This is a genomic window from Nitrosomonas sp. Is24 (assembly GCF_033063335.1).
In the GTDB taxonomy this organism is placed as follows: Bacteria; Pseudomonadota; Gammaproteobacteria; order Burkholderiales; family Nitrosomonadaceae; genus Nitrosomonas.
In genome coordinates this window covers 578552-592792 of the sequence record NZ_JAWJZG010000001.1, presented here as the reverse complement: position 1 = coordinate 592792, position 14241 = coordinate 578552, and the positions used below count along the sequence as shown (strand labels likewise).

Annotated in this window: 8 protein-coding genes; all 8 read right to left on the bottom strand. The window is 47.6% G+C overall.

The annotated features are described in order from the left end of the window. Positions 1-27 precede the first annotated feature (27 nt). The 8 genes from R2103_RS02645 to rplJ all read right to left on the bottom strand — a co-directional run bounded on the left by R2103_RS02645 (position 28) and on the right by rplJ (position 14003). Complete coding sequence (locus tag R2103_RS02645; protein ID WP_317529995.1) at positions 28-720, bottom strand: NapC/NirT family cytochrome c; 693 nt, start codon at positions 718-720, stop codon at positions 28-30. Next, positions 720-1439 carry a cytochrome c-550 CycA gene (gene cycA / locus R2103_RS02640; protein WP_317529994.1) on the bottom strand — a complete coding sequence of 240 codons (720 nt, stop codon included), beginning with the start codon at positions 1437-1439 and terminating at the stop codon, positions 720-722. The genes R2103_RS02645 and cycA overlap by 1 nt, the downstream gene beginning before the upstream one ends. 97 nt (positions 1440-1536) lie before the next feature. Beyond that, positions 1537-2529 carry a hydroxylamine oxidation protein HaoB gene (haoB, locus tag R2103_RS02635; protein WP_317532046.1) on the bottom strand — a complete coding sequence of 331 codons (993 nt, stop codon included), beginning with the start codon at positions 2527-2529 and terminating at the stop codon, positions 1537-1539. A gap of 35 nt (positions 2530-2564) precedes the next feature. Next, entirely contained in the window at positions 2565-4277 is a 1713-nt protein-coding gene (locus tag R2103_RS02630; protein ID WP_317529993.1) for a multiheme c-type cytochrome, read from the bottom strand. A 247-nt stretch (positions 4278-4524) separates the two neighbouring features. Beyond that, on the bottom strand, positions 4525-8727 hold the full coding sequence (rpoC, locus tag R2103_RS02625) for a DNA-directed RNA polymerase subunit beta' (protein ID WP_317529992.1): 4203 nt from the start codon (positions 8725-8727) through the stop codon (positions 4525-4527). 98 nt (positions 8728-8825) lie between these two features. Further along, entirely contained in the window at positions 8826-12899 is a 4074-nt protein-coding gene (rpoB, locus tag R2103_RS02620; RefSeq protein ID WP_317529991.1) for a DNA-directed RNA polymerase subunit beta, read from the bottom strand. 153 nt (positions 12900-13052) lie between these two features. Then, positions 13053-13436, bottom strand: a complete 384-nt coding sequence (gene rplL / locus R2103_RS02615) for a 50S ribosomal protein L7/L12 (RefSeq protein WP_317529990.1) — start codon at positions 13434-13436, stop codon at positions 13053-13055. Positions 13437-13487: 51 nt separating this feature from the next. Then, the gene (gene rplJ, locus R2103_RS02610; protein WP_317529989.1) at positions 13488-14003 is read right to left on the bottom strand and encodes a 50S ribosomal protein L10; all 516 of its coding nucleotides are present in this window, start codon (positions 14001-14003) and stop codon (positions 13488-13490) included. Between the last annotated feature and the right edge of the window lie 238 nt (positions 14004-14241).

The window sequence follows — 14241 nt, the reverse complement described above, 5'->3', positions numbered from 1 at the left end:
AATAAAAACTGAGCGTAAAAAGTTAAATTACTCTTCATCCTCATCTTCATCATCACTCTGGGCTTCCGCGCTGCCAGCTGATCCGCCAGCAGATCCTTCACCCTCGTCTTCTTCCTCGTCTTCGTCTTCTCCACTACCGCCTTCATCTTCTTCCTTCACCAAAACCAGCTTGCCAGCTTTCAAGCTCGCATTCAGGTCGGTCTTCGGTACTTCTTCATGTACCAGGTTCTGATGGCAGTCTATACACGTCGCACCTTCCGTCTTCATCTTCTTGTGCGCTTCTTGGGCGTCAGCTCCCGGTGGATTCGGGTTCTTATGGCAGTCACGGCAGGTGATGCTGTCCCATTTCTTCAGGTTCATCCGCGCATCGTGCGCCATGATCAAGCGGCGTTCGTTAAATTTCTCCAGCGTCGAGTAGTCATTCATCAGTTCCAGATACAGTTCTCTCGCGCCATCCACTGCGTGGCTATACACCGCTAAATGAAAGTTCTTGAAGCCTTGCGGTATATGACAATCTTTACAGCTGGGATTGACACCCAACGCACCATAGTGCGTCGATTGTCTTAATTCCGTTTGCGTATAGGTCATCGAGTGGCAGCTGGTGCAGAATTCTTCGGTCGAGAGTGCCGCTTCCCCGCCAAATACGACCGCTACCAGTACGATGCCCAGCAGACCACCTGTCAGCAGCGTGCCTATCGCTCCTTTTTGTATGCCTGTCATTACTCTTTTCCTTTATCTTTTTTGTCCCCTGTCTTTTCCTTTGCGCTGGCTTGGAATTCGTCATGGTACTTGAATTTTGGCTCGCCTACGAAAGTGCCGTCCAGTTTGTAATGCTCGTGCATTGCTTTGACGTCTTTGACCATCTTGTCAAAGTCAAAGGTGTATTTAGGGTCTACTGCAGGGGTGAATGGGGTGTAAGGGGCTTTCGCGCCTTTCCAGGGTGAGCCTTCGTAGTTCAAATGGCAAGCTGCGCAGGCTTCTTCAAAGTGGAAGTCTTGGCCTTTGTCAGCAACCACTTTACGTTGTGTGGTGGTGCCTTTGCTTTCAAATGCTTGTCCTGCCTTGCGGTGGTCGCCACGGTAGTTCTTACCAGGTCCGTGGCACGATTCACAACCTACTGCCGCTAGGGGCTTCTTCGCTGCTTCTATGGTATAGCCGCCTTTCTTGCCGAAGCCGTCTACGTGACAGCCTACGCAGTCTTTGTCTTGGGTGTAGTCTTTTTCCGGATCCAGTTTGGCTTTAACTTTGGCTTCTTTGCGTGCGCCAGGTTTCAGCGATTCCATCGCTTTGGCGTGCGCGGTGTCTTTCCATGCTTTAGCTTGCGATTTGTGGCAGGAGCTGCATTTCGCGCGTCCTTCAAAAGTGTCCGCTATCGCTGCGCCTGAGAAAAATGCGGCTGCTGCCAGAACAGCCAGTAGATAGGTTATTGGGTGTTTCATCCTTCCTCCTTTATGCTTTTTTAATTCAAGTTTTTGATGGCTCGTATTGTACGCTATCGCCGCTTTGTGTAAATGGCTATTTCGCTGGCGTTTCCGTTTACGGTAGCCGGTATACCCAGTAGCCGCCTTGTTGATAGATCAGTTGCGCTACGTCCAGTTCGGTCGGGGCTTTTTTGTCTACAAACGGTAACATCCTCGCCAGTAGGGTTTGGCTGCTCTTTTCGTCACTCAGGAAGAATACTCTGATTTCTTCGTCCGCGACCGATTGCAGGGTGTAGGTGTCAAAGTCGTTTTCCTTCAGTTGCACTTTCATCTGGTTGATCATGCCGTGCATGTTGCCGGTCATCGGGAAGTTCTGAAACGCTACGCCGATTCTGTCGGGGTGCATGAGTCCTGCTTTATACAGGTCGGTGACATGTACAATGACATAGGTTTCCCGGTCTGAGCCTATCAGTTCCCGCAGTTGCTTGACGCCTTCTTCCGCAGGGGCCGTCAGGGCTTCGCTGAAACGTTTGAATTGCTCCCGTTCTTTTTGACTGGCTTTGCTTCCCCAGAATTGTTTTTCATAGGCTTGGATGGCTTCGCTTTGTTCCAACCAGGGGACCGGTATCATCAGCGGTTCGTTCAGGTGGCTGGTAAAGAGTGTGTCGTGGCCGGTGAGCAGTTTGATTTGCCGCGATGTGTCCCACCATGAGAGTATCAGGGCGTCTTTCGGGGCGTGTTTGGCTATCGCCGCTGCCAGGGTGCTAAGTTCCGATGGTTTGCGGTCAAAGTTGTAGAGTATTTCGTTGGTGCTGTTCTTCCAGTAAATTAGTACCGGTGCTTCATCCTTTTGTCTTGCGACGATGAATTCGGCGATGGGTTTGGCTACGCCGTCCGCTTGTACTTTGTATTGGCTTAGCTTGAGTTCGGGCCAGCCCGATAGGTCCATTTTGCTGAACTTCTGGCTGTCGCCTTCCGCGACCAGTTGATATTGATAGGGGGCCGGTACCGGTTTAAACCATAAATACGCAAACCAGCCCAATAAAAGCAAACCTCCCGTCACTAGGATGATTCCTAATGACGGGAGTAGCTTGTCTGACGATCGCACTGCCTTGGCAGTGCGATCTTCTGCGTTAGCGCTTATCAAGCTTCGCTTTGTTTACGTTTGCGCCAGCCTGCCAGTGCCAGTGTTCCGGCTAGCAGCATGCCACCGCCTAAACCGCCCAGAGAGATTTTCTCTGCTGTGCCGTCTAAGTCGAGTAGGCTGGTTTTCTTGGTTTCAAGATTTTTAACACGTTCTTGCAGTGCAACCATTTCACGGATGCGGGTGTTTTCGTCTTGAATCTCAACATAAGCGCGGTTGATCGGACCCCAGCCTTCGGTGTAGGTCCAGCCGCCTGGGTTAACGTGCGCTAGGCCTACGTGCATCTTGGCCAGGTCGTTTTCATGCATTTCCAGCACTTTCAGTTCGATGGCTGCAGGGCTGTTGCCTTTCGACCAGAACAGTTGGGCAAAGTAGGCGTAGCCTTCTTTTTCCGGTGCAGGTGGTGCAGGACGGTTGGTTTTTTGACCGGTCAGCAGGCCTTCTTTGTACAGTTGATGTACGACTGCATTGGCTTCTTGGTATTTAGCCAGTCCTTCCAATGTGCCTTTGTCCATCAGATCGAGGTAGGAGCGGGCAAAACGTTCCGAGTGGCATTGGGTACAAGTGACTACCCATGAGTCCAGACGTTTTTCCGACCATTCACTCTTGATGTTTTCCGCAATTCCAGGAACAAACGGGTAGTTCGCCCAGCGGATTTTTCTGACCATGTTGTGGCTATATTCGCCTTCGTATTCCATGTGGCAGCCGGCGCAGGTTGGTGCGCTTTGTCCGCCTACTGCATAGGCGTCTTTTAACGGTGCTTCCCAGTTCCATTGGTTGCCCAGCATGCCGACAATTTTGCCGTGCTTGGACATGGAGTACGCTTCCCAGTTGTTGTGGTCTACACCGCTGTGACAGGTTGCGCAGGCTTCCGGTCTGCGGGATTCCGCTGCTGAGAATTCGTGACGGGTGTGGCATGAGTCACATTTGTTTTGGTTGGTGTGGCACATTGAGCAGCCTTCGGCCACTTCACGTTGTGGCATCGCTGCCCATACGGTGGTTTCCACGTTAGCTTTGTAGTCCAGTGCGTGCGATGGGCGTCCATCCGGCCATTGGTCGTGCGGCCAGATCATCGTGTCGCGTTCCGATTCACGTTCCGCAAATTCTGCCAAGTGACAGGTGCCGCATACGTCGGCCGTCGGCATTCTGATGTCTTTGGTGTGGTCGGCTTTTTTCTTCGCACCAATGTCTACGTGACAGTCGATACAGCCAACTTCTTTCAGGTTCTCGCCTTCAGCCAGTCTGCCCATCGAGCGAAGGTTCTTTTCGACTTCTTCCAGTTTGGCTTTCTTGTAAAAAGTAGGTTCGCCCGGTTTCAGGTTGCGCACTTTGTCCAGGTTCGCATGGCTGCTTCTCTTCCATGCTTGTACCCATACCGGTGATTCGTCGGTGTGGCATTCCACGCATTCTTTACGGCTTGCTACTTCTTTGTTCGTGGTCGGTGATTTGTAAAATGTCGCCGGATCCAGGTAAATTCCGTACGGGATCGGTTCCCAGTATTGCGCCAGTGTGCCGCGTCCCGCTCCTTGCGCAGGATCTTTGTAGCGCTTAACCAGCGCTTCGTGCAGTTCCTTCGGCGTTACTTTCGTACGGTCCAGTTTCAACGCTTCATACAGTTCGTTCGGTACGCTCGGTATGTCAGCCTGGGCCGCTCCTATCAGCATCCCTCCTAACAGTACCGCTACTATCCTCGGCCATAGCTTGCCTTTCATCTCTCTCTCCTTTGGTTTTCCATAAGTTTCTTCCTTGCCTCTTCTTTACTTTGCTCTTCTTCTTGTTCTCTTCCACCATGAATACCCTTCATATACTCAGTATCCAGAGCTTTTACTTCCTTTATCTATCCATTCCCTCTGCCCATACAATTCCTCATCCCACAGGCAGTAAGCATCTTCTAGACTACTTAGTCACCTCACCACTGTCAAGGGGACTGTAGATGATCGATTATTAAATTTCTATTTTCTAGACTGTGCTATCGATTGAAATGCTTGATTCCAAACCTAACTCGGATATTCTTCCTTGATTCTTGCGTTTGCTATGGAAAGACAGTCCCGTCCCCGCTGGAACTAGCCTTCCTACGATCACATTTTCCTTCAAGCCACGTAAATCATCTTTTTTGCCCATGATGGCAGCTTCAGTCAACACGCGCGTTGTCTCTTGGAAAGATGCCGCTGAAATGAATGAGTCGGTAGACAATGATGCTTTTGTAATACCAAGCAACTGGAATTCATACGTAGCAGGCATTTTTTTCTCAGCAATCAGCCGCTCATTCTCTATCAACAGATCGGCACGCTCGACTTGCTCACCGGTAATAAACGTCGAATCACCCGCATTAGTAATTTGCACTCGTCTTAACATCTGACGCACAATAACTTCAATATGCTTGTCATTTATCCTAACGCCTTGCAACCGGTATACGTCCTGAACTTCATCGGTGATATAACGTGCCAGTGCTTCAACACCCTGTAAACGCAATATGTCACGAGGATCAGCCGGACCGTCAACGATAATTTCCCCTTTGTTAACAACTTGCCCATCATGCGCCATAACATGCTTATCTTTGGGAATTAGATATTCATGAACGGTGCCTTCTAGATCGGTAATGACAAGCCGCTGCTTACCTTTAGTATCTTTTCCGAACGACACGATGCCTGTTACCTCAGCTAACATGCCGGCATCTTTTGGTGATCGTGCTTCAAACAGCTCAGCCACACGCGGCAAGCCACCGGTAATATCACGCGTTTTCGATGTTTCCTGGGGTATTCTTGCCAACACTTCGCCAACACTCACCTGCTGTCCGTCACGTACTGTAATAATACAACCGATCTGGAAAGTAATGCTCACCGACTGATTGCTGCCAACCATCTTAATTTCATTACCATCATCATCCAGGAATTTAACCAATGGACGCAAACCTTTCGACTGCGAAACACCACGTCGTTTCGGATCAATGACCACCAATGTCGACAATCCGGTCACTTCATCGATCTGTTTGGCAACCGTTACACCCTCTTCGACATTCTCAAATCGTACTTTACCGGTATATTCTGTGATAATTGGCCGTGTATGCGGATCCCACGTGGTCAATATTTGACCGGCTTTTACCGCCTCGCCGTTTCGTACCATCAATGTCGCACCATACGATGCTTTATGTCTTTCACGCTCACGGCCATTTTCATCTTGAATGATGATTTCACCACTGCGCGAGATGGCGATTAATTCATTTTGCGCATTCGTCACGTAACGCATTGTAGAAGAGTAATGCACTACACCACTTGATTTACTCTCAACTTGACTGACGACGGCCGTTCTGGATGCTGCACCACCGATATGGAAAGTACGCATTGTCAATTGCGTGCCTGGTTCGCCAATCGATTGCGCGGCGATGACACCGACGGCTTCGCCCACGTTGACCGGTGTGCCACGCCCCAAATCCCGGCCATAACATTTAGCGCATAATCCGTACCGGGTCTCACAAGTTAATGGCGTGCGTACTTTAACTTCATCAATACCCAAGGATTCGATTAAATCAACAGCATCTTCATCCAATAATGCGCCCGAAGCAAATACGACTTCCTGATTTTCCGGATTAATTAAATCGTTTGCCACAACTCTACCAAGAATCCGCTCGCGGAGTGCTTCAATAATCTCACCGCCTTCCACCAGTGCCTTCATCACCACACCGTTACCGGTGCCGCAATCTTCTTCTGTAACTACAAGATCTTGCGTAACGTCAACCAAGCGCCGTGTCAAATAACCCGAGTTTGCAGTTTTTAATGCGGTATCCGCCAAACCTTTACGAGCACCATGCGTCGAAATGAAGTACTGCAAAACGTTCAATCCTTCACGGAAATTAGCGGTAATCGGGGTTTCAATGATCGATCCATCCGGTTTCGCCATCAGTCCACGCATACCCGAGAGCTGCCGTATTTGTGCTGCCGAACCGCGTGCACCGGAATCCGCCATCATATAGATCGAATTGAATGATTCTTGCACCAATGGCTTACCATCTTCACCCAATTTGTCTTTACCCGTAGCTGGATCTTGCACTACTTCCACGCCGAGTTGATTCATCATCGCCTTAGCAACCTGATCGCCGGTGCGCCCCCAGATATCGACTACTTTGTTATAGCGTTCACCTTGCGTCACCAGACCTGAAGTATATTGACCTTCAATTTCTTTCACTTCTTTTTCCGCTGCCGCAATGATATCGCCCTTCTGCGTCGGTATCAGCATATCATCCGCGCAAATTGATATCCCCGCGCGTGTCGCATATGTGAAGCCCGAATACATCAGTTTATCTGCAAAGATAACCGTCTCGCGTAATCCGCAACGTCTAAAGCTCGCATTGATGAGCTTTGAAATCTCTTTCTTTTTGAGAGTTTTGTTCAATAGTGAGAAAGGTAAGCTCGGCGGGAAAATCTCAAATAATAAAGTTCTTCCCACAGTTGTCTCATAGCGAGTAATCTTTTCACAGCGCTCGCCATCGGCGTTAGTTTCATACTCCTTGATTCTCACTGTGATTTTGGCATTTAACTCGACATTACGGGTTTCATAAGCGCGCGAAACCTCGCCCACATTCTGAAATATCATGCCCTCACCCCGCGCCCCTACCTTTTCCCGCGTTGTATAGTAAAGCCCGAGCACTATATCCTGCGACGGCACGATAATCGGTTCGCCATTGGCGGGAGACAGCACATTATTGGTTGACATCATCAAAGTGCGGCATTCCATTTGCGCTTCTAACGAAAGCGGTACATGGACAGCCATTTGATCCCCGTCAAAGTCAGCGTTAAAAGCTGCGCATACCAACGGATGCAATTGAATTGCCTTGCCCTCAACCAGTACCGGTTCAAACGCCTGAATACCCAATCGATGCAGCGTTGGTGCCCGATTCAGCATGACCGGGTGCTCGCGAATGACATCTTCCAATATATCCCAGACTACTGGACTTTCATTTTCAACCTCACGCTTAGCAGCTTTTATTGTGCTTGCGATTCCCATTATCTCCAATTTATTGAAAATAAATGGTTTAAACAGCTCGAGTGCCATCTTTTTCGGTAATCCGCATTGATGGAGCTTAAGCTGTGGTCCGACCACAATCACTGAACGTCCGGAATAATCCACACGTTTGCCCAACAGATTCTGACGGAAGCGCCCGCCTTTACCCTTGATCATATCGGCCAAGGACTTGAGCGCACGTTTATTCGCACCCGTCATCGCTTTACCGCGGCGGCCATTATCCAGTAACGAATCAACCGCTTCTTGCAGCATTCGCTTTTCGTTACGAACGATAATCTCCGGAGCTTTCAGTTCCAGCAAACGCTTTAAGCGGTTATTACGATTGATGACACGCCGGTACAGATCATTCAAATCGGAGGTTGCAAAACGTCCGCCATCTAACGGCACCAACGGACGAAGATCCGGCGGCAATACCGGCAGCACCGTCAATATCATCCATTGCGGTTTAATACCGGACTTATTGAATGCTTCGAGTAGTTTGAGACGCTTAGAGATTTTCTTGATTTTTGTTTCGGATCCCGTGCTTTCCATTTCACGCCGCAGAATTTCTATCTCTGCGGTGATGTCCAGGTTACCCAATAAATCGCGAATACCTTCCGCACCCATACTGGCACTAAAATCATCGCCATACTCTTCTGTTTTGATTAAATAATCATCTTCAGTCAACAGCTGGCAACGCGTTAGTGGCGTCATCCCGGGATCGGTAACCACGTAAGCTTCAAAATAAAGCACCCGCTCAATATCACGTAAGGTCATGTCCAGTACCATGCCCAGACGAGACGGTAGCGATTTGAGAAACCAGATATGCGAAACTGGAGAAGCAAGTTCGATATGCCCCATCCTTTCACGACGCACTTTGGATAAAGTAACTTCAACACCACACTTTTCACAAATAACGCCACGGTGCTTCAGACGTTTGTACTTGCCGCACAAGCACTCGTAATCCTTTACTGGCCCAAAAATTTTAGCGCAGAACAAACCGTCTCTTTCTGGTTTGAAAGTACGGTAATTAATCGTTTCCGGTTTTTTTACTTCACCATACGACCATGAGCGTATTTTCTCAGGAGATGCAAGGCCAATCTTGATGGCATCGAACTCTTCTTTATGAGTAACTTGTTTAAATAAATCTAGCAGTGCTTTCATTTGTCACTCCTGTCAATCAGGGGGCAATAAAAAATTGTATAAATCTAAAGTATGAATGGCAGAATAGAATCGCGTTCTATCATTCAAGCCCATGAATATCAATTTTGTTCTAAATCGATATCCATTCCCAATGAACGTATTTCTTTTACCAGTACATTAAATGATTCCGGCATGCCAGCATCAATCTTATGATCACCCTTCACAATACTTTCATATACTTTAGTACGCCCGGTCACGTCATCGGATTTCACAGTCAACATTTCCTGTAAGGTGTAGGCTGCGCCATACGCCTCCAGCGCCCAGACCTCCATCTCACCAAAACGTTGTCCGCCAAATTGCGCTTTACCGCCCAATGGTTGCTGTGTCACCAAACTATAAGGACCAGTTGAACGTGCATGCATCTTATCATCCACCAAGTGATGCAGTTTCAGAACATGCATATAGCCAACCGTGACTGGCCGGTCGAAAGCTTCTCCCGTCCGTCCATCGTATAAGGTAATTTGTCCTGATTGCGGTAAACCAGCAAGTTCTAGCATATCTTTAATTTCATGCTCGGTTGCTCCGTCAAATACTGGCGTTGCAAATGGAACCCCTTCGATTAAATTTTCGGCTAACGATAAGATTTCACTTTCCGATAACGAAGCAATATCTTCTTTTTTACCGCTTCCGTTGTAAATCTTATTCAGAAACTCCCTGATCTCATTCGCATTCTGTTGAGCTTGCAACATCTCGTCGATTTTTCTGCCAAGTCCTTTTGCTGCCCAACCCAAATGAACTTCAAGAATCTGCCCCACGTTCATCCGGGAAGGCACACCTAACGGATTCAATACGACGTCGACTGGCGTTCCATCCGCCATATAAGGCATGTCTTCCAACGGTACTATTTTCGAAATCACGCCTTTATTACCATGCCGCCCTGCCATCTTATCGCCTGGTTGCAATCGCCGTTTAATCGCGATATAAATCTTAACCATTTTTTGCACACCGGGGGCCAGTTCATCTCCCTGTGTGAGTTTTTTCTTTTTCTCATCGAATGCCGCATCGAACGCTTTGCGCTTTTGCGCCATACTTTCGCGCACTTGCTCCAGCTGTATGCTCGCATCTTCATCGGCCAGACGGATATCAAACCAATAATGCGGATCAAAGCTATGCAAATATTCAGCCGTGATCTCTTTCCCTTTGACCAGCTTATGAGGACCGCCAGTTGCGATCTTACCAATCAACAAGCGTTCAATACGTTGAAATGCATCTTCTTCCACGATACGCAACTGATCGGCCAGATCTTTTTTATAACGGTCCAACTCATCATCAATAATTTTTTGCGCGCGTTTGTCACGTTCAATTCCTTCTCGCGTAAACACTTGCACGTCGATGACGGTTCCGGATATACCCGATGGCACCCGCAACGAAGTATCTTTTACGTCTGATGCTTTTTCACCGAATATTGCACGCAATAATTTTTCTTCCGGTGTCAGCTGCGTTTCACCTTTAGGTGTAACTTTCCCAACCAATACATCACCGGCTTCTACTTCTGCGCCAATATAAACAATGCCCGATTCATCGAGACGGCCCAGTTGGTGCTCCGATAAATTGGGAATATCAGCCGTTATCTCTTCCGTACCCAGCTTGGTGTCCCGGCTCACAACGGAAAGTTCTTCAATGTGTATCGAGGTAAAACGATCTTCCGCAACGATCCGTTCGGATATCAGAATGGAGTCTTCAAAGTTATAACCATTCCATGGCATAAAAGCGACCAGCATATTCTGTCCGAGCGCGAGCTCTCCCATATCGGTCGAAGCGCCGTCGGCAATCACGTCGTCTTTACTGATATTGTCCCCAACTTTAACCAGAGGCCTCTGATTAATGTTGGTATTTTGGTTTGAACGGGTGTATTTGATCAGATTATAAATATCCACACCCACTTCACCCATACGCGTTTCCGCGTCATGCACCCGTACGACTATCCGGCTGGCATCAACATAATCTACAATACCGCCGCGCTTGGCTCTCACAGTAGTTCCTGAATGCACAGCCACGACGCGTTCAATACCTGTACCGACAAATGGTTTTTCAGCTCGTAAGCATGGAACGGCTTGACGCTGCATGTTCGATCCCATCAACGCACGGTTCGCATCATCATGCTCTAAAAATGGTATGAGCGAAGCAGCCACGGAAACAATCTGCGCCGGCGCCACATCCACGTATTCAATACGTTCCGGTGACGATAATGCAAACTCATTTTTGTAGCGACAGGAAACGATATCGCTGATCAGCTGATGATTTTCATCAAGCTCAGCATTTGCCTGCGCAATCATATAATTACCTTCTTCAATTGCGGACAGGTAATCTATCTCTTCCGTCACCCGGCAATCTTTCACTTTGCTATAGGGTGTTTCGATAAAACCATACTCATTGGTGCGCGCGTACAATGCCAGCGAATTGATCAGGCCGATATTCGGACCTTCCGGTGTTTCAATCGGGCATACCCGGCCATAATGCGTCGGATGCACGTCACGCACTTCGAAACCCGCTCTTTCCCGCGTTAATCCACCTGGCCCCAAAGCCGAGATACGACGTTTATGGGTAATTTCAGATAGCGGATTGGTTTGATCCATGAACTGCGATAATTGGCTGGAGCCAAAGAACTCACGAGCCGCAGCTGAAACCGGTTTCGCATTAATCAAATCGTGCGGCATCAAGTTCTCTGATTCTGCCTGACTCAAACGCTCTTTCACCGCACGTTCAACACGCACCAATCCCGACCGGAATTGATTTTCCGCCAGTTCACCGACCGCACGTACACGGCGATTACCAAGATGATCGATATCATCGATCTCGCCGCGGCCATTGCGCAGCTCGACCAGAATTTTAATAACCGCGATAATATCTTCATTCGATAGTGTCTGCGCACCGGTCAACTCGGTTCTGCCCACTCTGCGATTAAATTTCATTCGACCGACAACGGATAAATCATAGCGTTCGGGCGAATAGAATAAACCGGCGAACAATGCCTTAACAGCTTCCTCGGTCGGCGGCTCACCCGGACGCATCATGCGGTAGATCGCAACCTGCGCATTCATTTCATCGGTCGTTTCATCGATCTTCAGCGTTTGTGAGATATAAGCGCCATAATTAAGATCGTTTACATACAGTGTGTGAATTTTTTTGATGTTGGCTTTACGAATTTTAGCCAATGTATCTTCGGTAATCTCGTCGTTGGCAAGCGCGACTAACTCGCCTGTTTCCTTATCAACAATATTTTGCGCCAGTATGCGTCCCAGTAAGAAATCTTCCGGCACGTCCAATTGATCGATCTTGGCTTCCTGCATTTCGCGTATGTGTTTAGCGGTAATGCGCTTATCCTTTTGAACAATGACCTTTTTGCCTTTAGCCGTAATATCGAAACTCGCTACCTCGCCACGCATGCGTTCCGGCACGAGTTCAAATTGAATACCTTTATCTGAGAAATGAAAGCAATCAAAAATGAAAAACTCTTGCAGTATCTGTTCGGAAGTGCAACCGATTGCCTTTAACAAAGTTGTCACAGGCATCTTGCGGCGGCGATCAATCCTGAAAAACAGACAATCTTTCGGATCAAACTCAAAATCCAGCCACGATCCGCGATAAGGAATAATCCGTGCAGAAAATAATAATTTTCCTGAAGAATGGGTTTTACCGCGATCATGCTCGAAAAACACGCCAGGTGAACGATGCAGCTGTGACACAATCACCCGCTCAGTGCCATTGATGACAAAAGAACCGGTATCGGTCATCAGGGGTATTTCACCCATATAGACTTCTTGTTCCTTCACTTCCTTGACAGTCGGTTTGGATATTTCCTTATCCATAATCGTCAGTCTTACTCTGGCACGTAGTGGCGATGCATAGGTTAGCCCGCGTTGCTGACACTCCTTAACATCGAATACCGGCGCTCCGAGTTCATAGCTGATAAAATCAAGACGCGCATTTTTAGTATGACTCTCGATTGGGAATATTGAATTAAAGGCAGCTTGTAATCCCTGGTTTTGACGCTTATTAGGCGCGACATTTTCCTGTAAAAAAGCTGCGTATGATTCGAGCTGAGTAGCAAGAAGAAACGGTATAGGCAATACGCTCGCACGTTTGGCAAAACTTTTGCGGATACGTTTTTTCTCTGTGAACGAATAGCTCATGAATTTTCTCCGAGAGAAGAAGACAGAGGATTGAAGGACTGAGGCCAGATAACTATCAATTGTTCAGATGCCCAAAATGACACATCAAATGGTCAAAATATCAAAGGCTGGCGGCTACAATAGCCTACCAGCCTGGAAAATTTATAATTTTTATTACTTAACTTCGCATGTAGCGCCAGCTTCTACCAGCTGTTTCTGAATTGCAGCAGCATCTTCTTTGGATACACCTTCTTTAACTGGTTTTGGTGCACCATCAACCAAGTCTTTTGCTTCTTTCAAACCGAGTCCGGTTACTGCTCTTACCACTTTGATCACATTGACTTTGCTTTCGCCAGCAGATGAGAGAATAACGGTGAACTCAGTTTGCTCCGCAGCAGCAGGAGCAGCACCTCCACCACCCGGTGCGGCAACAGCAACAGCAGCGGTTGCAACTGCAGATACGCCGAATTTTTCTTCCATTTCTTTAATCAATTGCGATAATTCTAGTACGGTCATGCTCGCAATTGCTTCTAATATTTCATCTTTTGTTACAGCCATTATTTTCTCCTGGTTATTTTCTGTTTACGTATTAAGGAAGCTTGAAGAACGCTATTTGCTATCTCGTACCATGGCTAAGCCACGTACAAAACGAGCAGGTACTTCATTCAATGTTTGTACAAACTTGGCAATAGGTGCCTGCATTGTTCCCAACAATTTTGCCAGCAATTCATCACGACTTGGCAATACTGCGAGTGCAGTAATCTCATCACGCGATATCACTTGTGAGCCGATTGCACCAACTTTGATTACGAATTTTTCATTGTCTCTAGAAAACTCATGCAGCACTTTCGCGGCTGCTACCGGATCGGTACTGATGCCATAAGCAAGCGGACCAACCATATGCTTGGCTAACTCTGCATAAGGCGTATCTACGACAGCACGGCGAACCAATGAATTTTTTATGACATGAAAATAAACTCCTGACTCGCGAGTTTTCGCTCTCAGTTGCGTCATTTGACCAACTTCCATCCCTCGATACTCTGCAATAATAATCGCTTGAGCGTTAGCTACTTGAGCGCTCACTTCAGCTACTATTGCTTTTTTCTCATCAAGATTAAGACTCAAGGTTCACTCTCCATCAGTTAAAAATAGCATTCGACTCATGAATAAATTTCCCATCATCGAACACTACACACTGGTGACCTTAAACCAGGAAAAAAAACTCCTGTCTGGGTTCACCATCTACGCTGGGTTCTCAAGATATCGCAGAAAAGAAACTAAAAATTTCAATAATCTTTCTTCTGCATAGTCGAGTGTTTAAGTGTTATCCAGTCAGTATTTCACTCACTTTCAGCACACCCCA